General features: G+C 41.3%; 21 protein-coding genes. 6 read left to right on the top strand and 15 right to left on the bottom strand.

The features are described from left to right. Nucleotides 1–68: 68 nt before the first annotated feature. The 4 genes from HNR31_RS04635 to HNR31_RS04650 all read right to left on the bottom strand — a co-directional run bounded on the left by HNR31_RS04635 (nt 69) and on the right by HNR31_RS04650 (nt 3,117). Entirely contained in the window at nt 69–215 is a 147-nt protein-coding gene (locus tag HNR31_RS04635) for a hypothetical protein (RefSeq protein WP_181555095.1), read from the bottom strand. An 80-nt stretch (nt 216–295) separates the two neighbouring features. Beyond that, nucleotides 296–1,435, bottom strand: coding sequence for a chromate efflux transporter (chrA, locus tag HNR31_RS04640; protein WP_181555247.1), 1,140 nt, complete (start codon nt 1,433–1,435; stop codon nt 296–298). Nucleotides 1,436–1,606: 171 nt separating this feature from the next. Next, nucleotides 1,607–1,840: a hypothetical protein gene (locus HNR31_RS04645; protein WP_181555096.1), complete on the bottom strand. Its 234-nt coding sequence runs from the start codon at nt 1,838–1,840 to the stop codon at nt 1,607–1,609. Between the two features lie 59 nt (nt 1,841–1,899). Beyond that, nucleotides 1,900–3,117 (bottom strand): EAL domain-containing protein, encoded by a 1,218-nt coding sequence (locus HNR31_RS04650; protein WP_181555097.1) that lies wholly within the window; start codon nt 3,115–3,117, stop codon nt 1,900–1,902. A gap of 144 nt (nt 3,118–3,261) precedes the next feature. Between HNR31_RS04650 and HNR31_RS04655 the strand changes: the two genes are divergently transcribed. Next, nucleotides 3,262–4,050 carry a C39 family peptidase gene (locus HNR31_RS04655; RefSeq protein ID WP_181555098.1) on the top strand — a complete coding sequence of 263 codons (789 nt, stop codon included), beginning with the start codon at nt 3,262–3,264 and terminating at the stop codon, nt 4,048–4,050. A gap of 188 nt (nt 4,051–4,238) precedes the next feature. Here the strand turns inward: HNR31_RS04655 and fadH are convergent, their stop codons facing one another. Beyond that, on the bottom strand, nt 4,239–5,003 hold the full coding sequence (gene fadH / locus HNR31_RS04660) for a 2,4-dienoyl-CoA reductase (protein WP_181555099.1): 765 nt from the start codon (nt 5,001–5,003) through the stop codon (nt 4,239–4,241). A 155-nt stretch (nt 5,004–5,158) separates the two neighbouring features. Here fadH and HNR31_RS04665 point away from each other — a divergent pair, with 155 nt between their 5' ends. Then, nucleotides 5,159–6,043, top strand: a complete 885-nt coding sequence (locus HNR31_RS04665) for a metallophosphoesterase (RefSeq protein ID WP_181555100.1) — start codon at nt 5,159–5,161, stop codon at nt 6,041–6,043. 206 nt (nt 6,044–6,249) lie between these two features. On the opposite strand, the gene HNR31_RS04670 is transcribed toward HNR31_RS04665, so the two are convergent. The 3 genes from HNR31_RS04670 to HNR31_RS04680 form a co-directional block, all read right to left on the bottom strand. Next, entirely contained in the window at nt 6,250–6,462 is a 213-nt protein-coding gene (locus HNR31_RS04670) for a hypothetical protein (protein WP_181555101.1), read from the bottom strand. Between the two features lie 191 nt (nt 6,463–6,653). Further along, nucleotides 6,654–8,750, bottom strand: coding sequence for an RNA degradosome polyphosphate kinase (locus HNR31_RS04675; protein WP_181555102.1), 2,097 nt, complete (start codon nt 8,748–8,750; stop codon nt 6,654–6,656). Nucleotides 8,751–8,764: 14 nt separating this feature from the next. Then, nucleotides 8,765–10,300, bottom strand: coding sequence for a Ppx/GppA phosphatase family protein (locus tag HNR31_RS04680; RefSeq protein ID WP_181555103.1), 1,536 nt, complete (start codon nt 10,298–10,300; stop codon nt 8,765–8,767). A 115-nt stretch (nt 10,301–10,415) separates the two neighbouring features. Between HNR31_RS04680 and HNR31_RS04685 the strand changes: the two genes are divergently transcribed. Beyond that, entirely contained in the window at nt 10,416–10,850 is a 435-nt protein-coding gene (locus tag HNR31_RS04685) for a YkyB family protein (RefSeq protein ID WP_181555104.1), read from the top strand. Nucleotides 10,851–11,301: 451 nt separating this feature from the next. Here the strand turns inward: HNR31_RS04685 and HNR31_RS04690 are convergent, their stop codons facing one another. The 4 genes from HNR31_RS04690 to HNR31_RS04705 all read right to left on the bottom strand — a co-directional run bounded on the left by HNR31_RS04690 (nt 11,302) and on the right by HNR31_RS04705 (nt 15,716). Further along, on the bottom strand, nt 11,302–11,649 hold the full coding sequence (locus tag HNR31_RS04690) for a hypothetical protein (protein ID WP_181555105.1): 348 nt from the start codon (nt 11,647–11,649) through the stop codon (nt 11,302–11,304). Between the two features lie 84 nt (nt 11,650–11,733). Further along, on the bottom strand, nt 11,734–13,341 hold the full coding sequence (locus tag HNR31_RS04695; protein ID WP_181555106.1) for a GGDEF domain-containing response regulator: 1,608 nt from the start codon (nt 13,339–13,341) through the stop codon (nt 11,734–11,736). Between the two features lie 69 nt (nt 13,342–13,410). Continuing rightward, nucleotides 13,411–14,316, bottom strand: coding sequence for a chemotaxis protein (locus tag HNR31_RS04700; RefSeq protein WP_181555107.1), 906 nt, complete (start codon nt 14,314–14,316; stop codon nt 13,411–13,413). A 749-nt stretch (nt 14,317–15,065) separates the two neighbouring features. Further along, nucleotides 15,066–15,716, bottom strand: coding sequence for a glycoside hydrolase domain-containing protein (locus tag HNR31_RS04705; RefSeq protein WP_181555108.1), 651 nt, complete (start codon nt 15,714–15,716; stop codon nt 15,066–15,068). 167 nt (nt 15,717–15,883) lie between these two features. Between HNR31_RS04705 and HNR31_RS04710 the strand changes: the two genes are divergently transcribed. Further along, nucleotides 15,884–16,456 (top strand): TetR/AcrR family transcriptional regulator, encoded by a 573-nt coding sequence (locus tag HNR31_RS04710; RefSeq protein WP_181555109.1) that lies wholly within the window; start codon nt 15,884–15,886, stop codon nt 16,454–16,456. A gap of 74 nt (nt 16,457–16,530) precedes the next feature. Here the strand turns inward: HNR31_RS04710 and HNR31_RS04715 are convergent, their stop codons facing one another. After that, a complete protein-coding gene (locus HNR31_RS04715; RefSeq protein WP_258561010.1) occupies nt 16,531–17,754 on the bottom strand; it encodes a PLL family lectin in 1,224 nt (407 codons plus the stop codon). Between the two features lie 140 nt (nt 17,755–17,894). Here HNR31_RS04715 and HNR31_RS04720 point away from each other — a divergent pair, with 140 nt between their 5' ends. Beyond that, on the top strand, nt 17,895–19,418 hold the full coding sequence (locus tag HNR31_RS04720) for an MDR family MFS transporter (protein WP_220129401.1): 1,524 nt from the start codon (nt 17,895–17,897) through the stop codon (nt 19,416–19,418). A gap of 126 nt (nt 19,419–19,544) precedes the next feature. On the opposite strand, the gene HNR31_RS04725 is transcribed toward HNR31_RS04720, so the two are convergent. Together HNR31_RS04725 and corA are read right to left on the bottom strand one after the other, a co-directional pair. Beyond that, nucleotides 19,545–20,099 carry a TIGR00725 family protein gene (locus tag HNR31_RS04725; protein ID WP_181555111.1) on the bottom strand — a complete coding sequence of 185 codons (555 nt, stop codon included), beginning with the start codon at nt 20,097–20,099 and terminating at the stop codon, nt 19,545–19,547. Nucleotides 20,100–20,181: 82 nt separating this feature from the next. Continuing rightward, the gene (corA, locus tag HNR31_RS04730; RefSeq protein ID WP_181555112.1) at nt 20,182–21,147 is read right to left on the bottom strand and encodes a magnesium/cobalt transporter CorA; all 966 of its coding nucleotides are present in this window, start codon (nt 21,145–21,147) and stop codon (nt 20,182–20,184) included. Between the two features lie 202 nt (nt 21,148–21,349). Here corA and HNR31_RS04735 point away from each other — a divergent pair, with 202 nt between their 5' ends. Further along, a complete protein-coding gene (locus HNR31_RS04735) occupies nt 21,350–21,577 on the top strand; it encodes an IDEAL domain-containing protein (protein WP_181555113.1) in 228 nt (75 codons plus the stop codon). The last annotated feature ends 155 nt before the right edge of the window (nt 21,578–21,732 follow it).

A 21,732-nucleotide genomic window follows, 5' to 3' on the forward strand; every position in this document is an offset into this window, starting at 1 on the left:
TATATATTCGTCTACAATAAAAAAAAGTCCTGTAAAAAAATAGAAAGCCCTCGCAAATGCGAAGGCTTTTATCCTTTGCTTGTATGAATGTTTCGCAATATAAACTGGCAAGAAGGGCATGTATAAATCACATTTTGATTGGACTGGGCGGTAAGCACTTCTTCTAAATACGCTCGTTTTTGACAGCTTGGACAAATAACAACAGGTTTTTTCACTATACTGATCGCCTCTCTTTCCTAAATGTAGCAGCTCGACAAGTTGAAGCGTATTGTACTCTCTTTTCTATAATGAGCGTTCATGACGACAAAAATACTTCCCCCGCCAATGCCGCGGCGACAACGACAAACCAAGCCGGCCATTTCCAATAAACAAGAAGAATGAAGCAAATGAGCGCAATGGTAAAATGCCATGTCGAAACAATGGAAGTTGTCCAAATCGGATTATACAATGCCGCCAATAAAATCCCAACAACACCAGCATTCACTCCGTTGAATAACGCTTGGATACGGCGATTTTGTCGCAACGATTGCCAAAAAGGAAGAGCACCAAACACAAGGAAAAATGACGGCAAAAAAATCGCTATCGTCGCAAACACTCCACCTAGCCATCCACCAGTAACTGTGCCAACATAGCTTGCAAACGTAAACAACGGTCCCGGTACAGCTTGTGCTGCCCCATATCCAGCTAAAAATTGTTCGTGGCTCATCCAAGCAGGAACCAGTTCCTTTTCAAGAAGCGGCAATACAACATGTCCACCGCCAAATACAAGCGAGCCGGCTCGGTAAAAGCTGTCTAACATCGCAATCCACTTCGATTCCGTCACCGAATGTAAAAGCGGAAATAAACCCAATAATAGAAAAAAACAAGCAAATGAAATGATTCCACCTTTTTTGGACAGTGTAAGAGAAAGAGTAGAAGAGACATGTCCCAATTTTGGCTGTAGATATACAACTCCAATAAGGCCGCTTATCAATAAAAGGAAAAGTTGTACAAAAGGGGAGGGAACTAATAACGTAATGACGGCCACAGCTGTCGCTATGGTTATTCGAAAGCGGTCAGGTGTTAATTTTTTCGCCATTTCCCATACGGCTTGGGCTACAATCGCGACCGCTACGAGCTTCAATCCCTTCATCCATCCTGACTCATAAAGATGAAACACTTCTACTATATAAGCGAACGTAAGCAAAAACAGGGCAGACGGAAGCGTAAATCCGAGCCATGCACCAATTCCACCAATCATGCCGCCACGGATGAACCCGATGCCAATTCCTACTTGACTGCTTGTCGGACCAGGCAAAAACTGACAAAGGGCAACCAAGTCTCCATATGTCTTGTCATCAATCCACTTTCGACGTTTGACATACTCATCATAAAAATAACCCAAATGGGCAATCGGACCACCGAACGACGTAAGTCCTAATTTTAACGCTGCCATAAAAATCGTTATGACACGCACGAATTGTCCTCCTCTTCCTTTTTCTTGACGCTATTATACTAAATTTTCTCACAAAAAAGGGCAATCGTATGATCCGATTACCCTTTCTATCCTCATCGTTCTTACTCTAATATAGGTAAAATCATACAGCACTCGTTACTCACTTTACCATTAATAATAACGCAACGCTAAAAAAATAATTGAAACAGCCGCCAATAGGATTGCAAGAAGCCACGCGACAAACACAGGATTACGCAAATATGCATGTTCCTGTATTTTTTCAGGAATTGGCGTATCGTATTCCCCTTGCAGTTTTTGTTGCTGACCGAGCCGATACGTATACACAAAACCAATTACAGCGATCAATAAAACAATGATTGACAATATAAATGCAAATTGTGCCATAGCTCTCTTCACCTCACGCTTACTTTGCCACAAGTGAAGAATTTTATTCCGCTCTCTTCTCAATAATGGGCATCTTGCTCAAATAAATAACTATAAGACAAGTCGATAAATAAATAATGATGCTTATCAATCGGATAAGAATACGTACGAATCGTTTCTCCTGTCTCAATATCCGCATACAAATCAGAAAGAATACCTCGTTTGCGCGAGCGCATGCGAATAATATTTTCTAAAAAATACGGGCGCCAACTCCAATTTTTCATGTAATATTGCGGCTGCACTTCCCATGCATTATTTCGTTTAAAAATATTGGCAGACTGTTGAAACCCGTCTTCATCACAAATATAAATTCTGAAACAAACGTCACTTAGCTCGTCTGCGAGGCAAGAGAGAAGTTCATTAAAATTCGCTGCTTTTTTATATTTTGCCAACAAAGCGGCCACTCGCTGTTGAAACTGTTCAGAAATGTTATAGAGCGTTTGCAGTTTTTTCTTTTCTTGTTGAATAAAATGATGGCATTCTTGACGCAAACGGTCTTTTAACACATCACGCTCCAATAAGTATGGAGACGGTTCTGCCAGATAATACCCTTGATAATAACGCCCGCCATTTCGCCACGCATACTGTAGTTGAAAGGAAGCTTCGATGTCTTCATATAAAAGCGTTGCTCCAATTTTTCTTGCCAATAGAGAAATCGAATATAACACATCTTGATAAGCATAATTGATTGAGGTTTTACGCAATTCACGCAAATCAATTTTTAAAATGTCCGGTGCTAACAATCCAATTCGTTCTAAATTGCTGCTGTGTTCTCCAATGTTATCAACTGCAATTTTAATTCCATATGTACGAATATAGGTTAACAAGTGACTCAACTGATTGAAGTCTCCTTTAAAATGATGCTCATTAATTTCTAACACAATTCGCTCAAGCGACAGCCCTTTCGCTTGATACTGAAGAAGCATTTGTAAAAACGATTCAGCGCGGTCAAGCATAAGCAAGTTGGCATCGCGATTAATAAAGATCAAAGCAGTGTCATCATCTATGGAAAGAAAATGCTCGAACGCCTTTGTCGTTACAACTTCATCAACCTCAAGACGAAACTCTTCCGGAATGGTTTCATCTTGGAAAAATGGTCCTAAACTTACGATTTCTTCTCCCGATTGGTATCTTCCCAATACTTCATAGCCGATCACACAATGTTCATCTGCGCTGAAAATTGCCTGATAATATGGAAAGACATGTTGCAAATTTGCCATAATGTCTAGTGCATCCACGCTTCTCACCTCTTTCAGTCACTCACACCATTTTGCCATATTATATCATACTGCTTCGGTTTCATGTCGCCTTTTCTTCCCACCCATAAAGGAAAAAGCAATTGAAATACTATAAACAAACCGAGAAAAATAGGGGGATTGTTCATGAGACATATCAGCATGTTTCTTCTTCTTTTTCCATTACTCGGTTGTTCACCCGGTCATGACCACACACAATTGCCATCGAACACAAGTGTAAATGCTCCAGCGGACAAAGCACATCATCCAGCTTCAAACAAAACGCCGATTGGTCACTTGAGCCAACAGCAGCCAAAAACCGTTCAAACAAAACAGCGAAAAAAAGTGGTTCTTGATGTCCCACTCATTAGGCAAAATCCTGAATTAAAATACGGGTGCGAAGTCACAAGCTTAGCGATGGTGCTAAATTATGCAGGGATAAATATCGACAAAATGACATTAGCGAAAGAAATCAAAAAAGACCTTGATCCGAAAATTCGTAGTCAATCCGGTGATATTATCTCATGGGGAAACCCAGCTGACGGATTTGTCGGCGATATGACAGGCAAAACGAGCGGTTATGCCGTATTTGACGAACCGATTACAGAATTAATGGAAAAATATTTGCCGGAGCGTGCTGTCAATTTAACGGGACGGTCATTCGATGAATTGCTAAAATACGTTGAAAATAAACATCCTGTTGTTGTTTGGACAACAGGGGACTATCGCTTACCTGACCGTTGGGAAAGCTGGAAACACGGAAATCAGACCATAAAAACACCGCTCGACTTACATGTGGTTGTCCTTGTTGGATTTGACGATCAGTCCGTTTATATTAACGACCCATTATGGGGGAAAAAAGCCCATAAAGTTAACAAACAACAATTTATTCGCTCATGGATCGCTTTACAAAAACGTGCGGTTTCCTATCATTAGGAAACCGCACGTTTTTATGGAATGAATCTTCCTCTTCCTTTTTCATGCCTAGCAAGGCGAATGGCTTTCTTGTGCCGAACAGGGATTTATCCAAACTGCAAACACTTCTGATACAAAGAGCATCCAACTTCGAGAGTTACATACATTGTGCTTCTTACTATCTAACTCGTCTTACAACGCTTTTCTGGTTAAAACGGATGTCGATTCAGCCATTGTCCCCCATCCATCGTAATGCATTCCCCATTAATATACGAAGCATCATCGGACAGTAAGAATGAAGCAAGTGCGGCAATTTCTTCCGGCGTGCCAAGGCGCCCAAGCGGCACGCTCTCAAGCGTTCGCCTTTCTGCCTCTTCTGATTCCCAAAGACGTTCTGCTCCGCCTGTTCGCTCAATCGGTCCCGGAGCGATGGCGTTAACGCGAACCCCATATTTTCGTCCCCATTCCACGGCGAGCGTCCGAGTCATCGCCAATACACCCGCTTTGGCACATGCAGAATGAATGACACCAGCTCCCGCGTTCCAAGCGTATGTAGCAACCATGTTGATAATGGAACCTTTTTGTCCTTTTTGAATCCAGTAATTTCCTACCTCTCGACTGCAATAAAACGTACCGTTTAACACAATATTAATGACGCTGTTCCATCCGTTAATCGAAAGCTTTTCAGCCGGACAAATAAAATTGCCTGCCGCATTGTTAATGAGTGCATCAATTCTTCCAAACTCGCTATCGGTGCGCTTCACCATTTCGGCCACCAGCTCTGGATCCCGCACATCCATTTGAATCGGCAATACCTTTCCGTTTGGCGATTCAATTTCCTTTTTTGCTTCCTCAAGTGCTTCGAGCCGCCTCCCAGTAATGACGACATTGGCTCCTTCTTCAACAAATCGCTTCGCCATATATTTTCCCATCCCGCTTGAACCGCCAGTGACGATAATGACTTTTCCGTTCATCCTTCTCCCCCTCACCAAAATGACTGATTATTCATTCACATTTATCTTACTACAAATATACAAAATTTTCTAACATTGTTTTCGTCCATTTGTCGCTTTTCTATTTTTCTTTTTCCATTTATAATAAAACTAATTGTGAAAGGACGGCAAAAGAGATGGAACGTCTAGAAGTGACAAAAATGAATCGAAGAACGTTTCTAAAAAAAAGTATATGGACGGGAATCGGAGGAATGATTGCAACATCGTTTGGTTACTATTACGCTCGATTTATTGAGCCGGCGCGACTGACCGTTACCCATCATACGATTTTTCATCCGCTCATCCCCAAGGGATTTACCGGCATCAAGCTTATTCAATTTAGTGATGTCCACCTCGGCCATTATTACGGGTTACGCCGCTTTGTGCATACGGTTCAAAAAATCAACGAGTTGCAACCGGATATTGTGCTATTTACGGGAGATCTGCTGCACGAGCCAAATAAATACGCTCATATCGATGACGTCATTTCCGCTCTCGCTGGCATTCGCGCTCCTCTTGGGAAATTTAGCATTTATGGAAACCATGATCATGGCGGATATGGAACAGATACATATCGTCACATTATGAACAAAGCGGGATTTCGCATGCTTGTCAATGAGCATGTGATGATTGAGCTTATGGATAAAAGTAAAATTGCCATCGCCGGCGTGGATGATATGATGCTTGGAAACCCGAATTTTCCTGAGATGTTAAAAAACATTCCTCCCTCTACGTATACGATTGTTTTACTACATGAACCAGACGGTGCGGCAGAAACAAGCCGTTATCCTGTTCACCTACAGCTGTCTGGACATAGCCATGGCGGACAAATTCAGCTTCCGTTCATCGGTCCACTCATTACCCCACCGCTCGCCACCAAGTATTATGAAGGATTTTATCAAATTGGCGATTTAACGTTATATGTAAACCGCGGGCTAGGAACGACGAGAATGCCGCTTCGTTTTCTCACTCCACCTGAACTCACCGTTTTTACATTAAAGCATCAACCACCCGTATCATAGGGTGGTTGATTTGTAAAAGTACATACGCGATGGCGAGTATGGCAATGCTTCCAATAACGAAGCAGCAATGTGAAAACAGGCGTTTCGATATTGTCTGTCGCAGCAGTTGAATCCTCTTGCAATGCAAAACGCCAAAAAGGGTAATGTACCAAAAAACATGAGCGCAACGGCAACGATTAAAACGCGACACGCTTGTAAACCACGCTTCAAACCAATAGTGACAATACGGCACCAAAGGCTCTCCCTAGCGCCATTGTCCCAAGCCTCACGACGCTCTTCCCTTTCGCGCCGACAGCGGTCCCATCCCCACGATCAGACCGAGTCCGCAAACAAGCAGCCCACTGATAAGAGAAAGAGCGATATACGTCATCCCTTTCGCTTGTGAGTAATTGAACGACTTTCTTACTAAACGTAGACATCGTTGTGTATCCACCGTAATCCCTTATACCAATGGCTGCCTTTACCTAATCAGGAATCATGCAATAAACGAACCAACGATATTTATCACCTATGTCGCGATCGGCCATGGCAGTGCAATAATATCGCTGACGATATAGCGGATGACGACACCAGCCGCTTGAGCTTGCCATTTTCCGTTCATACTGATATTTTATTCTTCATCTTCGCTGACTCGATACGCCATATTAAACAAGATGAGCTGGCTATTGATTTTCTCTTCCCCATCGGCACACTTGACATAATGATAATCCCCGTTTTCGTCTTGCTCCCGCGCTTTTACATTATCAGCAAGCATAATCGATAAAATTTTCATAATCCGCTGTTTCAAGTGCTCCGCAAAAATCGGAACTAAAATCTCCACTCGTTTTTCCATGTTGCGCGTCATCATATCAGCCGAAGATAAAAACACTTTCTCTGCCCCATTATGATGAAAATAATAAATGCGGCTATGTTCAAGAAACCGCCCAACGATACTGCGGACACGAATGTTTTCGCTCACACCCGGAATACGTGGTCGCAAACAGCAAATGCCGCGAACGATTAAATCAATGGTTACCCCTGCTTGCGAAGCTTCGTACATCTTCATAATCAGCTCTTTATCGGTCAACGAGTTCATTTTCGCAATGATGCGCCCGTTACCATATTGTCGATGGAAGCGAATTTCCTCATCAATCAAGCGGATAAAATCGCGACGAAGATCGAACGGAGCTACCGATAAATGGTGAAACTCTGGCTTTTCCATATAGCCGCTTAAATAGTTGAAAAAGTTCGTCGCATCTTCGCCAATTTCACGATTGGATGTAATCAATCCTAAGTCGGTATACAGTTTCGCGGTCACATCGTTGTAGTTGCCGGTTCCTAAATGAACAAATCGTTCAATTTTCCCGTTTCGCCGCCTGACGACAAGCGTAATTTTACTATGCGTTTTTAAATGAGTAATGCCATAAATCACGTGGCATCCTGCTCTTTCTAACTCTTTTGCCCATTGCACGTTATTTTCTTCGTCAAACCGTGCCCTCAGCTCCACAAGAACGGTCACTTGCTTGCCGTTTTCCACTGCGCGTTTCAATGCCTCAATAATCGGCGAATCGCCGCTCACCCGATACAACGTTTGCTTAATCGCCAACACGTGCGGATCATCCGCCGCATCAGACACAAAATCAATGACCGGTTCAAACGACTCGTACGGATGATGGAGGAGAATATCTTGTTGTAACGCTTTTTCGAAAATATCTTCATCCGAATCTAAGTCTCTCGGCGGTTGCGGAATGAGCGTTTCGTATACTAAGTGCTCTTTAAATGTCGATAGCTCTTTATAAAATTGAAATAAAAAGGTTAAATCAAGGGGACCGTCAATTTGATACACATCCCTTCCATGAATCTTTAACTCATCTAATAAATACATGAAAATAAACGGGTCAAAACCATGTTTGCTCATTTCGAGGCGAACCGCTGCTCCCCATTTTCGTTTTTTCAATTCTTTTTCAATCTCTTTCAATAAATCGCGCGCTCCCTCTTCGTGAATCGTTAAATCAGCGTTGCGCGTAATGCGAAATTGCGTAACCGACACAACGGTATATCCTTTAAATAATATATCAATATGCGCTGCAATCACGTCTTCAAGCAAAATATATACAAAGCGACCTTGTTCAGATGGAAGGCGGATAAAGCGATGCAAAACCGATGGAACTTGAACAATAGCTAGCTTCCTTCGTTTCTCTTCTTCTTGCTCATCCTCTAACACAATCGCTAAATTCAAACTTTTACTGAGCAACGTCGGAAACGGACGATACGCATCGATAGCCATCGGTGTTAAAACTGGAAAAATTTGTTCAATAAAGTAATGTTGCAAATAATCCCGCTGTTCTTTTGACAGTTCGCCCATCGAAACAAGCGAAATGTGTTCCTTCTCCAACATCGGTAAAAGCACATCGTTATAAAATTGATATTGTACCCTCACCAATTCGTGTACTTTTTCGGAAATTTTCTTGAGCTGTTGCTTCGGCGTCAATCCTGCTTTATTCTCTGGCTTATTAAGTCCTGCTTTTACTTGGTCTTTTAATCCAGCCACGCGCACCATGAAAAATTCATCCAAATTCGAGCTGAAAATCGCTAAAAACTTTAGCCGTTCCAAAAGCGGATTCCTCTCATCAAACGCTTCTTGCAAGACACGCTCATTAAACGAAAGCCAGCTTAATTCTCGATTGTTATAATAGTTAGGATTGTTCAGTTCCGCTCGTTGTCCCATATAGTTTCCCTGCCTTACTTTTGTTGAAAACGTAATTCAATCGGGTGCTTCAATACTTTTTCTAAATGCTTTTTATTTTTTTCCGCTTGGTATTCTTCGGCACGAAAATCGCCGCAACAAATCACCTCAATGAGAATGCTGCCGTTTTGTTTCGAAAGCTGAACCGTTTGAACAATGTTTCGCTTCGTTTCATTTAGGCTATAGACAAATTTTAAGAGCGCTCCGAGAAAGCGGATCGTTCTTTGTTCTTCCTTTGTGAACCAATGCTGAAATGGTTCGATATATTGTTTAAATACAGTTCTATTTTTATAGGAAGCCATTAATGCTAGCTTAACGCGATCTTTATGCATCAATCCGTCAATCGTACGGTTCGCAAGTATATAAAACGTATGTTGGCTACTCGACTCTTCATCAATGTATTGTCCTAAATAAAAAACATGGGCAGCCCATTTGACATCACGCACATCATCATCCGTTAACGGATATAAGTCAAGACGGCGAATTTGTTCAATGAATTCCGTAAGCAACCGATTGACATAGTGAACGTGATGAACGTCGATGTCATAGTCTTGGGCAAGTTCAAAAAAACTCTCTTGGAGAACGCTCGGAAAAATCGGTGTACCAAACGGTTGCATCCCTTCTTCATAAAATATGCCATCACGCAATCCTTTGCGACTTAGTACAAAAACGGGCGCATCCACCACTTCATACAACACACGAAACACTTCAAGTGCCGGAATGATCGTATCAGCGCGATCTTTCGATAGTCCCTCGAGCTTTTGAATGTCTTCGAACGCCAACGACGTTAACAATCTTTCGACCTCCATTAAATCTTTTTGATTCATCTCATATTGATGGACGCCAGCCAGCGGATAATTTTTCATAAATTGATGAACTTGCACAACGTTTCTCGCGCTTCCCCCCATTGCGATGATGGGCACACGTTTACGAGAAATCCACGGTAATAATTGAAATTGCTCCGTCAAATAGGAAGATAGACGTTGCAATTCTTCTTGTGTCGGAACGTTTCCTGAGACGAATGCTTGCTTGAGTGACAATGCACCAAATGGAAAGCTTTCATAGTGAACAAGCTGACGATTTTTGTAATACGTGATTTCCGTGCTTCCTCCGCCGATGTCAATCGTCACCGCCTCAGGAATCGGTGTTGAATTCACAACCGCAAGAAATCCGTAATATGCCTCTTCCTCTCCCGTTAACACACGAACGCGAAAATCGGTATTTTCTTCGACTAATCTGATAATTTCATTCTGATTTTTCGCTTGGCGAATCGTTGCGGTTGCCACGCATTTGACTCGCTTTAATTGATGATATCGTGTAATCTCTTGGAAGCTTCGCAACGTATCAAGAAGAATCACAATCCCTTCGTCTGTCAATATATGATTATAATTTAAATAATTGCGAAGTCGTGCAACCGCTTTCACATTTTCAATCTCTCGCAACCGTCCGCTTTTACTTCGCTCATAAATGACTAACCGAATCGTATTGGAACCGATATCGATAATACCATATTTCTCCTTCACGTCATTCATCCTTCATCTATTATCATTTCTTATTTTTGTATTATATCAATGGAAAAGGTTGCAAACAAACGTTCATACGGTATAATAAAGATATTAGACAAGCCTAATGAAAAGGAGAGCAAGTATGGAACGCTTGGAACCAACGATAGACAACTTGGCGAAGGCGATTTTCACCGTTAACCGCCATGCCAAAACCGCTTTAAATCCTTCTTTTTTATATCTTTTAAAGAAAAAAACGATCGCCAAACTGCTTAAAGAAGGTAAAGCGAGAAAAGTCGGCTTACATTTTTCGCGAAACCCGAAATATAGCCAACAACAATCCGATGTCCTTGTCGCGATCGGCGATTACTATTTTCACATTCCTCCGACAAAAGAAGACTTCGCGAATCTCCCGCACCTTGGCGCATTAAACGACTCGTATCGCAATCCTGTCACAAGAATGCCGCTTTCCCAAGCAAAAGCATTATTGCAAGCTTATACCGGAATAAAAGAGCTTCCACACCAGCGAAAAAAGACGTATCAGAAACCTGTTTTTAAACGATTAGGCGAGAGCTACTAAGAAAAGCGCAAGCGCGTCCCAATTTCCTCCGAAAACTGTCCACGTCCTGTGGGCGAACGGCGAAATGTCGCCATCTTGATCCCTGCGATAGGCAATGTTCTTCACCCGCAGGACAGTTTGTCACCTATAGGTGGACTGGTGTGCCTCCGAGCTCTCGAGCATCACGTTTCAAGCAATGCTTTGCACAATTTTGTATCGATACCGATTCAAGAATTAAACTGGTTGCGAACGGAGCCAGACAGTTCTCTTTTTTAAAATAAAAATTCGACTTTCCTAACCTTTAAAAATGACCACTCGAAAACAGCAAACCCTTTCATCTCCACACAATACCATTCCCGTACATATGATTTCTCTTTCTTCTCAGAAATTTGTTCGTGCCGTTCCTGTTTTTATAGCACCTGTAAAATCGTCTTTGATAGTTTGACTTAGTGGATATGTCTTAATGAAATAGTCACTTTCCCCAAGCGATAATCCCTTTTCTTTTTTTAATGTTTTTACTGATAATGAGCAATTTAAATTCAAGTATTTTCCATTCAAAGGCAGAAAAAAGACAAATAGACTGAGCGAATCCAGTCTCGAAAGTGCTTATCTGCAATGTACGAATTCGCTCTTGAATCGTTTCATTCGCAAGTAATGGTAAAAAATGATCTGGAAATTCCAATAGCACTTGTTGCTCAAGAGAAGAATCAAAGGAGAGATCGGCTTCTCTGTGACTTCCTCCTTGTAGTGAAATTGCGGAACAATGCTCGGTGATATCGTTCTTTATAATCAGCGATTTGGCGTCGATGTTGATTTTCAAATACTTTTCATATAATTAGGTATATGCAAAATGACAATAGATTGTGAACAACCACTGCCACCTAAAATGCTTCTATGCACACATTTAACTCATCCTTTTCATCATTTGGCAAATTCTTTCCTCTAATTCCAACAGTTTAAACGGCTTCGTAATATAATCGTCAGCCCCTAATTCAAGCGCGCGGGCAATATCTTTTTCACTTTGTCGCGATGTTAACATAATCACTTTATAGCGTTCAGCTCCTTTTTGTGCCCGTAACCACTGTAATACTTCAATTCCGTCCATTTTCGGCAGGACTCCGTCTAAAATAACTAAACAAGGAAGTGTATCCTGATGCCACGTTGATTCAATAAAAGAAACCCCATCTTTAAATGATCGGACATCATATTTTACATTGATTTCACACGGTGATTTTTCTAAAATATCGGTAATAATCGTCCTCATAATTGCATCATCATCGACAATGGCAATTTTGATTAATTTTTGATAAGGCTCCTCTTTCGAAGGTTTAGCGACTTGCACACGGTTTCTTCCCGCTTGTTTAGCCGCATATAACGCATGATCGGCAAGCTGCAGCCAATATTCAAGAGGCCTATTTCCCTCGCTGATTTCCACAATACCGGAAGAGAAGGTACACGAAAACGTCTTCTCTCCTTGCTGAAATAGTACGTTGCTAAATTTTGTCCGTATTCGTTCGATAATCAAACAAGCTGTATCAATGTTCGTTTTCGGGAAAAGAAGAAGAAACTCTTCACCACCAAATCGAACAACCGTATCTCCTGCTCTCGTTTCCTGACGGAGAAAACGAGCAAACTCTTTTAGCACTGTATCCCCGGCAAGATGTCCGTAATGGTCATTTACCTTTTTAAAATAGTCTAAATCGAGCACAGCCAAGCAATAAGACTCTTTAAAGCGCGTTATATCGCTTTGTAATTGCTCATACACTTGCTTTAAATATTTCCGGTTATATACATGAGTTAACTCATCTAGCAATAACAGTTCATCAATGAGCTTTTTTCGTTCTAATTGACGTTGGATTCTTACAATCAATTCATCCATATCGAACGGTTTGGCAAGAAAATCGTCAGCCCCCAGCGCATAGCTTTTCAGCCGCGTTTCTTTTTTGTTATCGTCACTAATAATCATGGTCGAAATAAATTGCTGTTTAAGCTTTTCGTTTAACATCTCAAGCAGCTCAAATCCGTGCTTTTCTTTCGTAGAAAAGTGAATGACAATACAATGAGGACGCATATCGTAAAAGAATGACACGACTTTTTCCGCTTGAGCTACTGCGATGACATACCATCCCATCGTTCCGAGTTTTTCTTTCATATGCATTAAAAACGTTGTATCATTACCAACCAACAAAATAACCGGTTGCTCGCCCTGTCCTTTTCCTTTCAAAACTGATGTAGGAGAAACGAATCCTTCATTTTCATAACATAATTTTACAATTTTAAAAATGTATTGTTTGACTTCTTCCACAGTCCATTGTTGTTTGTGCTGTTCGTCTAAATCGTTCATTAGTTGACGTGCTTCCATTCCAATTTCATCAAGCCCAATAACGGCAGCTGTTCCAGCAATGGAATGAAGAAAGCGATATAACTCAGTATAAGAAACTACCCCAACATCCTCCCATTGCTCCAACTTTTTTCGAACATTTTTTAAAAAGTGCCCCTTATACTTATTCATTCGCACTCCCCTGCTTTAATATTTTCTATCCGCATAATATAAGGCTGCCCTGTAGTGTTGGGACAGCCCCTAAAGAACATGTTTGTCAATGACTTTCACTAACTCTCCGATTTCTGGCTTACTTACTTGTGCGGTTGCTCCAACTTGCTCTCCTTTGTGACGAAGGTCATCGGTAATGAGCGAAGAGAAAATAACAACGGGCAGATGCTTTAGCTTGTCATCTTCGCGAATGCGCTTCGTGAAATGGTGTCCATCCATTTGCGGCATTTCAATATCTGTAATCACAAGCTGCACTTCATGTTCAATCGGTGTTCCTTCATTGACAATGGATTGCAAGTAATGGAGCGCATCTTCGCCGTTTTCAAAAAACTCAACAAAGGTGTATCCTGCTTCTGTTAACGTATCGTGCAGCAGTTTTCTCAACAATGGTGAGTCTTCCGCGACAACGAGCTTTTTATTCGAACGCTCTCGCTTTCCGAGTTTTTTAATTTGCTCAATATTAATTCCTGTCTCTGGGTTAATGTCAACAATCATTTTCTCAAAATCAAGCAATAAAATCATATGTTCCTCTAATTTAACGACACCGATAATTTGTCCCTCTAACCCTTGATACATTTGTGACGGCTTTTCAATTTGTTTCCACGAAATGCGATGAATCCGCGTCACGTTATGTACATGGAATACGACTTTTTGCTGATTAAATTCAGCGACAATAAATTTGTCAACGTGCGGCTGTTCCGATGGTGGAAAATTGAGTGCTTTTGCAACGTCAACGACTGGAAGTACCTCGCCGCGCAATTCAATAATCCCTTCGACATAGGCATGAGAATGAGGGACTTTCGTAACAGGGACACGATTAAGAATTTCTCTTACTTTCATAACATTAATCGCGAACTTATTATTCCCAATTAAAAATTCAACAATTTCTAGTTCATTTGTACCACTTTCTAATAAAATTTCTCGTTTTTCATTCATTTTCTACTACGTCCTTCCTTATCTAAAATAGTCTATATTTATTATATTTGGTAATAAGTTAATAAGAAACCTTTTTTCATTATATTTTTCATGAAATTGACTAAAATAATAGTATGGTCATAAACAAGAGTGTGAGACAGCGGAGAAATTCAGGCACAAACGGAAGCATATCATTCCTGCCACATGAAGAGAAAACGAATTTTTAATAGTGAAGTCATGTGAAAGTCTAAAACATTAGCAACACTCAATGTGATACGACTTACTCGTTTGGTCGACACTTCCTCTTGTGAAATCATCCATTTTCCAGTAAACAGAAATACGATCAGTCTGATTTAAGAGTGCACGTTTTTCAAAAAGATACAGGCGAAGATATCCCTGTTTGTCATTGTTTCGATTGGACAAGAAAAGCATAAAAGAAGCCCTCCAACAACGGCGGCATCCTCTTCGTGACATTCGTGTGTATGCCAAAGCAAATCACTGCGCTTGTGAGGTAATAATCCACAAGGAAGCTGCTGTCCCGAGAATGTTTCCTCATTCCCTCGATAATAAAAAAACGCAAGCACTCAATTTCGCCTGAAAACTGCTCACATCCTGCGGACAAACAGTGAATGGCGGCATCCTAGCTCCGGAATTGCCAAATGTTCTTCGCTCACAGAAGGATTTGATTAGATAAAAAGAAAGCTTTAAACGTTTATATTCCCTCAATATTTTTAAAAAATAAGGTTACAACATTTTTATTGCAACCTTGTTTAGTAAAGAAACTCTAATAAACGGCGGTCAGCTAAATTCGTATCAATTGGACACGTTTCTGCATCGCGACCGTATTGCCATGCCCATACATTCGCTTTGCAATTCGGTGTAGCTGGCTGATATTTTGGCGCTTTTTGTTCTTTCGTCGTTCCAGGTCTCGGTGCCGCACTCCAAATCATCGTTTGAACAGCCACTTGATTATTTTGTTGAACAGCCTCGCAATAAGCGTTAGAAAAATCTCCTTTCGTCGGGTCAGCATATAATCCCGGTCGATACCCCGTTGGATACAAGGTCTCTACCCAGCCGCGAATCCATCCTTCATCAACCGGGAAATAATCTTCAATGTTGGCAAACAGTACTTTGTTCTTAGGAATACCAAGACGGCGTGCGTGGAAAATAGCATTACGCGCTGCTACTTGGCCATTTGCATATCCAACTGCCTCACGAAAGACATTGTAAATCGGCATTACTTTTATACCATAGTTTCGAAGTAATGTGATTTCCTCTTTGTTTAGGCCATCGGACACATTCGGTACATCGGTTAAGTAACGCCCCCAAAATTTTGGATAACCAAATTCGTTTTTTACACAATAAAATAGCTGCTCCGTGGCCCTTGCCGCAGAATCAACACCCCAAACAGCTCTCGCCATCTTCTTCCTCCTTTTTAGCTCCCGTTCTTTTTCATGTATATGACGTTATAAGCCTGTTTCATACAATAGTTCTAACCGTTGGAAACACGAACTAGAAAAAAAAGATTATAATAGGAAATATAGGCTATTAAATAGGAAATATAGACTATTCTCGTTGGAGGGTTTCGATGAATAGACAAAAACAGAAAGAAAAAATAAAAGCATTATTGCAACAAAAGGCGATTGATTTATTTCGGACACAAGGATACGAAAAAACGACGGTACTGCAAATTACAGAAAGTGCTGGAGTGGCCAAAGGAACATTTTTTAATTATTTTCGCACAAAAGAAGACATTTTGTCTTCTATCAACAGACAGCATATGAGAACAATTGAAGGAGAGTTTCGTAAATGTATGAACCATCGCAGTTCATTTGAACAGCTACATACATTTCTTACAAAGCTAGCAGAAATTAACGAACAACTTGGAAAAGAGCTTATTAAATCCGTCTGTTTTTTTTCAAAGCAAGAAGAACAAGCAACGATTCAATTATTAGTGGATATGATTGTTCCCCTTTTTGAAAAGGGAAAAGCGGCAGGAGAATTACGCAACGATGTGCCCACTATCAAACTCGCTTTAACATTTATTCAATTATATGTAGGAGTGCTGCATTACTGGTGTTCTCAGCCTTCTTCTCCTCCTCTCATTCAACTCATGAATGATGCTTTTCTAATTTTTTTTACTGGGATTAAAAAAAACTAGCGAAAGGAGATTCCACCGCTGAAAAACGATCGAAAAAACACGCTGGCTTCTCTTTTGCCAAGCGTGTTTTTCTCTCAGTCTCGAAAACGATGAAGCAACTGATTGTTTTCACCGCGAGCAAAAACATCAAGGCGACCGCGTCCCCAAGAAACCGCCGCTGGTTCTGAAGCGATTTGGCCGTCAAGGCGAAGAAAGTTACTCCAACGACGCCCGTCCCAATATTTATAAATAAGTTCGTTATTTTTTCCTCTTGCAAACACATCAAGTCGATGTTCTCCTGAAGAGGCAGCAGTTGGACTTGAGGTAAGGCGTCCTCCTAAGTCTTCCCACTCGCTCCAGCGGATGCCGTCCCACCATTTATGGACGAGCTGACGTTTCGGACCACGCGCGAACACATCAATGCGATTTCTTCCCCACGAAACTGCACCAGGTGCTGATGTAATGACTCCTCCCAAGCGTCCCCACTCGCTCCAACGGATGCCATCCCACCATTTATGCACTAAATTTCGATTTTCATCACGGGCAAAAACATCAAGCCGGTTCACTCCCCAAGAGGCTACCGCAGGGCTGGAACTGAGTACACCTCCTAAATCTTCCCACTCACTCCAACGGACACCGTCCCACCATTTATGGATTAACTGATAGTTCGCTCCGCGGGCAAACACATCAACGCGATTTCCCCCCCATGAAACAGCAGCTGGAGAGGAAGTTAACACCCCTGAAAAGCTCTCCCACTCACTCCAACGGACACCGTCCCACCACTTATGAATTAAATTCCGGTTCGTCCCCCTTGCAAACACATCTAACCGATTAGGCCGCCAAGACGCCACCGCCGGACCAGATGTTAAAACTCCCCCTAAGTTTTCCCATCTGCTCCAATCCTGTCCGGGTTCATAGCCGATTTGTTTAAGTACAGCTTGAATAACGGTTTTGACGATTTTTTCGATTTCTTGTTCTGGAACACGGTACGCTTCAAGAACAATAAACATCCATGGCGCTTTCGTTTTTAAAAATTGAAAAAGTCGCTGAATTCGTTGTTGAAATGAACCGCCTGTATCACTTTTATGTTCGAGAACCGTTTGCACAATTACGCGAAACATATAACGCGATACATTGCGCGGAACATAATATTGTTGCAACTCCGTATATAATGGCTGCAACGCCGGACGAATCATTCGCCAAATGTCTTCGAGTTGCTGATTTCGCTCCGCTTGTTGACGGGTATAATAATCGATTAGCATTTCCGTAAATCCCGGTACATACGATGGAAATGCACCATACGGATCAAGGCGGTACATATGCGACCCTCCTTTAATGAAAAGTCTGTCATTCTATTGTATGACGCTGTCCAAACGACTAGCCCATTTTTTTCTTGTCACTTTAAAACAGTTGATTATAATAAATTTATCAATGATAATGAATGAAAAGAGGGAAACAGATGAAAATAGGGGAAAAAGAAAGTAAACGTGGCTTTGTTGTCGCGGGCTTGTTGCTCGGCATTTTAATGGCCTCCATGGACAATACAATCGTCGCTACGGCGATGGGAACGATTGTTTCTGAGCTCGGCGGCCTTGATCAATTTATTTGGGTGACATCTGCCTATATGATCGCGAGCGTCGCCGGTATGCCAATTTTCGGGAAGCTTTCCGATATGTATGGCCGGAAACTGTTTTATGTCTCCGGTTTGACGTTATTTTTAGTCGGCTCGATTCTTTGCGGGCTTGCGCAAAATATGGTGCAGTTAAGTATTTTCCGGGCCATTCAAGGGCTTGGTAGCGGCGCATTAATGCCGATAGCTTTTACGATTATGTTTGATACTTTTCCACCGGAACAGCGCGGCAAAATGTCTGGATTATTCGGTGCTGTTTTCGGGATTTCTAGCGTATTCGGACCGCTTTTAGGCGCTTACATTACCGACTATATTGACTGGCGCTGGATATTTTATGTCAACGTCCCACTCGGACTTTTATCACTTCTTTTTGTCGTGAAGTTTTATTTTGAATCGCTTGAACACCGCGAACAAAAAATTGACTGGTGGGGAGCAATTTTGCTTGTCTCCTCTGTTCTTTGCCTTATGTTCGCCCTTGAGTTCGGCGGCAAAGAATACGCATGGAATTCGGCAACAATTATTGGATTATTCAGCGGGTTCGTTGTACTGCTCGCTCTGTTTTTATGGGTAGAAACAAAAGCAGAAGAACCGATCATTCCATTTCATTTATTTAAAAAACGCTTGTTTTCTACTGCGCAAGGAATTGGTTTTTTGTATGGAGCAACCTTCATTCTTGGAACGATTTTTATTCCCATTTTTGTCCAAGGAGTATATGGCGGTTCTGCAACAAACTCTGGGTTAATTTTAACACCGATGATGCTTGGTTCTGTCGTCGGTAGTCAAATCGGCGGGCGATTTGCAGTAAAAACTTCTTATCGCAATTTAATGATTATCTCAGGTTTTTTATTGTTCATCGGCATTTATTTGTTAAGCACACTATCCGCTGATACAGCGCGCTCGCTAGTGACTGTCTATATGGTAATTACGGGAATTGGTGTTGGGTTCTCCTTCCCATTGTTAAGCATGGCCGCTGTTCATGGCATTGATATGCGCCAGCGTGGTACTGCCAACTCAACAAACACATTCTTTCGTTCGATTGGGATGACGCTAGGTGTGACGGTTTATGGCACGATTCAAAACCATCTATTGATGGATAAGTTAAAAAAAGCGCTGCCGATGATGAAACAATTCAATCCGTCTGGCGATACACGCGTGCTTCTTTCTAAAGAAGCGCGTGCCCATATCCCACCTGAAGCTTTGCAAAAGATCACCCATGCATTAGCCGACTCGATCGCGACGATGTTCACATGGGCCATCATCCCAGTCGTCATTTCGATTATCCTTATATTCATGATGGGGCCGGCGCGCTTAACAGACCAATTCTCTGCTCAAGCGAAAGAAAAGCACTCATAAAAATCGAAAGTCTCCGTTTGAGCTATAACGCCCTGCCTCTAAACAGAGTGTAGATTGGAGACCTTCTCGGAAAAATGTGAAAAGAGGGCAGCCCTTTCTTTTTCAGGGCTGCCCTCTTGGCTACTGTTAATCACCGATTCGACCGGTGTTTCTCTCTTCGTTTAGCGGCTCTTCTATTCGCTTGAATGCTAGTTCCACAGCAACTTTCGCCGAATCGCAAAACGCGATTTCAACAGTGCGGCGCTCGTCTAAATAGCCGCCTTCATAAGCGACTTCTTTCATTTTTGTCGCCCATCCACCAGTTGTTTCAATGATGACAACGGGCTTTTTATTCATATATGCAGCTGACAATTCTCCGAGTGTCCCGTTGCCGCCGCGAATCATAATCAACGCATCAGACGAATGGACAAGAACAAGGCTCCGAAAATCAAAATGGAGTCCGGTTGTAATCGGCACATCTAAATAGTCGTTGGCAACATCGGTAGAATCTCCTGCCAAAATACCAATGACGAGCCCCCCTGCTTCTTTCGCTCCTTTAGAAGCCGCTTCCATGACACCGCTTCCGCCGCCCGTTAACAAAACGGCGTTTCGTCTCGCAATTTCTGCCCCTACTTCTTCGGCAATTTTTCTTACTTCACTAGGAATTTCCCCCGATTGTCCAATGACCGCAATTCGTTTCATCATATCTTCTCCTCAATTTGCTTTTTCCTTATTTATACTCTCTTTATTCCGTAATCAGAAGTACAATCTTTTAGCGATCTTTTCAATCATTGCCTTTATGAAAGCGAAACCAACCGTTTCGTTTAAACCAAAAATACATCGCAGTCGCAATGAACGCCATAACTCCAAGTACAGCAAAATACCCGTATTTCCAATGTAATTCAGGCATGTAATCAAAATTCATTCCATAAATCCCGACAATGAATGTCAGCGGCATGAAAATCGTTGTAATGACTGTTAGCGTCATCATAATCGTATTCATTCGATTCGAGTTTAATGATAAATAACTATCGCGAATATCAGACGTAATTTCCCGATTCGCTTCAATCATTTCGACAAGCTTAAGGAGATGGTCATAAATATCATGAAAATAAAGCTGTCGTTCTCTCATTCGTTGCAATCGTTCAGAATAAATAATCCGATATAATAAATCGCGCATTGGAACAATGGTTCTTCGTAGTTTCGATAAATCACCGCGAATGTCGAATACTTTCTCAATGATTTCTTGAATCGTCTCATTTTTCGTGTTTTCCTCTAGCTCATTTAATACATCTTCAATATGGTAAATCGGTGGAAAATAATCGTCAACAAGCTTATCTAAAATATGATACATGATATGAAGAGGTCCGATTTTAAAATCTTCCTCCGTTTTTAAACGCGTCCATACTTGATTAATCCCTCTTATCGTTTGCTTATGAAACGAGACAATAAAATTTTGCCCGACAAATAAATCGACCTCTTCTGCTTCCAACGTCTTTTGCTCGATCGCATGCAAGACGACAAATAAATAGCGGTCATAAAAATCGAGTTTTGGACGCTGTACGTATTCTAAACAGTCTTCAATGGCCAGCGGATGAAAATGAAAAAAATCAGCTAGCAACTTTACCTCTTCATCCGTTGGCTCATGAAAATCGACCCAGTACCAAGAAACATCTGGGCTTTTTACAGACTGAAGAGGTACATCATAAATGACGTTAAAATCTTTTGTCACCACACATGTTCGTATCATACAAATCCCCTTTTAACAAATTCACTCTCTTTACATATCATAACCGAAATGTGTTACATCCCCAAATAAAATAAGTAACAATATGTCTTTTTTGAAAAAATTACTACGTTTGAACTTATCAAAATTTTCTTTACATTTTCTCTAAAAACGACGATAATATAAAAAAGGGAACCTTTCGTTTCCGAATAAGGGGGAATCACACATGTACGAAAAACAATATCCTCACGAAGGCATTATGATTTTTGGGAAAACGGATGAAAAAAATCATTATGGTTCGCTTGCGGAGAAGATTCTCGAACAAGCGATTTTCCATTATCAAAAATGCAAACTAATGGAAAAAATCGATGAAGCGCTCGTCACACGAAATAAGCAGCTCTTTTTAGAACTGTCAGCACAATATAATGAATTGTTAAAAAAATACGGAGCATAAATGAGGAGTTAACGACGAATGATAGAATGCGAAGCCTCGGAGCAATATAGCCAATGGACAACAGATTAGGTGAGCCACTTTCTTCATACAAAAGAAGAAGTAGGCTCACCTTTTATATTTTCGTGACAATTGGGCGAACCGTGATAAAATATTGT

This window comes from Thermaerobacillus caldiproteolyticus (assembly GCF_013761245.1).
In the GTDB taxonomy this organism is placed as follows: domain Bacteria; phylum Bacillota; class Bacilli; order Bacillales; family Anoxybacillaceae; genus Thermaerobacillus; species Thermaerobacillus caldiproteolyticus.

Excerpts from the sequence above, each read along its gene's own strand:
- chrA (WP_181555247.1), bottom strand. The coding sequence starts at position 1,435 with ATGGCAGCGTTAAAATTAGGACTTACGTCGTTCGGTGGTCCGATTGCC.
- HNR31_RS04645 (WP_181555096.1), bottom strand. The coding sequence starts at position 1,840 with ATGGCACAATTTGCATTTATATTGTCAATCATTGTTTTATTGATCGCT.
- HNR31_RS04655 (WP_181555098.1), top strand. The coding sequence starts at position 3,262 with ATGAGACATATCAGCATGTTTCTTCTTCTTTTTCCATTACTCGGTTGT.
- fadH (WP_181555099.1), bottom strand. The coding sequence starts at position 5,003 with ATGAACGGAAAAGTCATTATCGTCACTGGCGGTTCAAGCGGGATGGGA.
- HNR31_RS04665 (WP_181555100.1), top strand. The coding sequence starts at position 5,159 with ATGGAACGTCTAGAAGTGACAAAAATGAATCGAAGAACGTTTCTAAAA.
- HNR31_RS04670 (WP_181555101.1), bottom strand. The coding sequence starts at position 6,462 with ATGTCTACGTTTAGTAAGAAAGTCGTTCAATTACTCACAAGCGAAAGG.
- HNR31_RS04675 (WP_181555102.1), bottom strand. The coding sequence starts at position 8,750 with ATGGGACAACGAGCGGAACTGAACAATCCTAACTATTATAACAATCGA.
- HNR31_RS04680 (WP_181555103.1), bottom strand. The coding sequence starts at position 10,300 with ATGAATGACGTGAAGGAGAAATATGGTATTATCGATATCGGTTCCAAT.
- HNR31_RS04685 (WP_181555104.1), top strand. The coding sequence starts at position 10,416 with ATGGAACGCTTGGAACCAACGATAGACAACTTGGCGAAGGCGATTTTC.
- HNR31_RS04695 (WP_181555106.1), bottom strand. The coding sequence starts at position 13,341 with ATGAATAAGTATAAGGGGCACTTTTTAAAAAATGTTCGAAAAAAGTTG.
- HNR31_RS04700 (WP_181555107.1), bottom strand. The coding sequence starts at position 14,316 with ATGAATGAAAAACGAGAAATTTTATTAGAAAGTGGTACAAATGAACTA.
- HNR31_RS04705 (WP_181555108.1), bottom strand. The coding sequence starts at position 15,716 with ATGGCGAGAGCTGTTTGGGGTGTTGATTCTGCGGCAAGGGCCACGGAG.
- HNR31_RS04710 (WP_181555109.1), top strand. The coding sequence starts at position 15,884 with ATGAATAGACAAAAACAGAAAGAAAAAATAAAAGCATTATTGCAACAA.
- HNR31_RS04715 (WP_258561010.1), bottom strand. The coding sequence starts at position 17,754 with ATGTACCGCCTTGATCCGTATGGTGCATTTCCATCGTATGTACCGGGA.
- HNR31_RS04720 (WP_220129401.1), top strand. The coding sequence starts at position 17,895 with ATGAAAATAGGGGAAAAAGAAAGTAAACGTGGCTTTGTTGTCGCGGGC.
- HNR31_RS04725 (WP_181555111.1), bottom strand. The coding sequence starts at position 20,099 with ATGAAACGAATTGCGGTCATTGGACAATCGGGGGAAATTCCTAGTGAA.
- corA (WP_181555112.1), bottom strand. The coding sequence starts at position 21,147 with ATGATACGAACATGTGTGGTGACAAAAGATTTTAACGTCATTTATGAT.
- HNR31_RS04735 (WP_181555113.1), top strand. The coding sequence starts at position 21,350 with ATGTACGAAAAACAATATCCTCACGAAGGCATTATGATTTTTGGGAAA.